This is a genomic window from Mesorhizobium sp. M5C.F.Ca.IN.020.32.2.1, assembly GCF_004023105.1.
Classification (GTDB): domain Bacteria; phylum Pseudomonadota; class Alphaproteobacteria; order Rhizobiales; family Rhizobiaceae; genus Mesorhizobium; species Mesorhizobium wenxiniae.
This window is the reverse complement of the sequence record NZ_RZSX01001467.1, coordinates 1-788: the sequence shown is the minus strand read 5'-3', so window position 1 is coordinate 788 and position 788 is coordinate 1. Positions and strand designations below refer to the sequence as shown.

General features: G+C 63.2%; 1 protein-coding gene. It reads right to left on the bottom strand.

Annotated elements, in window-relative coordinates; genetic code table 11:
- Window positions 1-51: 51 nt before the first annotated feature.
- Window positions 52-788 (bottom strand): oligopeptide/dipeptide ABC transporter ATP-binding protein (locus tag EOA86_RS36825; RefSeq protein WP_128345846.1); only part of this gene is annotated, 737 nt, incomplete at its 5' end.

Here is a 788-nt window from a genome sequence, read left to right as displayed (position 1 = left end):
TCACGGACTGGAGCGCCTGGAGGTCGGTCATCTCTAAAAATTCCAAGGCGTTCAGACGGCAGCGTCATTGAGGTGGCATGCGCTCTTGTGTCCGGCAGCAACCACCTTCAGTCGCGGCGCTTCGGTCCGGCAACGAGGCATCGCGTGCGGGCAGCGCGGGTGGAAATGACAGCCGCTCGGCGGCGAGAGCGGGCTCGGCAATTCACCCTTGATCGCGGCAAAGCCGCGTTTGGTGGTTTCGATCCGCGGCACCTCGGCGAGAAGCGCCTGCGTGTAGGGATGGTTGGCCCGGGCAAATATCTCCTCGGACGGGGCCTCTTCGACGATGCGGCCGAGATACATGATCGCCACCCGATCGGAGATGTGCTCGACCACCCCGAGATCGTGGCTGATGAACAGGTAGGTGAGGTTCAGTCTCTCGCGCAGGTCCATGAAGAGATTGAGGATTTGCGCTTGGATCGAGACGTCCAGAGCGGCAACGGCCTCATCGCAGACGAGAAATTCCGGCTGCACGGCGAGCGCGCGCGCAATTCCGATCCGCTGGCGCTGACCGCCGGAAAACTGATGCGGAAAGCGGTGCTTCAATGCCGGATCGAGGCCGGCACGTCGGAACTGTTCATCGACAAAGGTGCCGAGATCGCCGCCGACCAGCCCGTGAACGCGCGGGGCCTCGCCGACGATATCGGCCGCTTTGCGGCGCGGATTGAGCGAGGCATAGGGGTTCTGGAATATCATCTGCACGCGCAGCTTGGCTTCACGCCGCTCGGACGGCGGGAGCGCCTTCATAT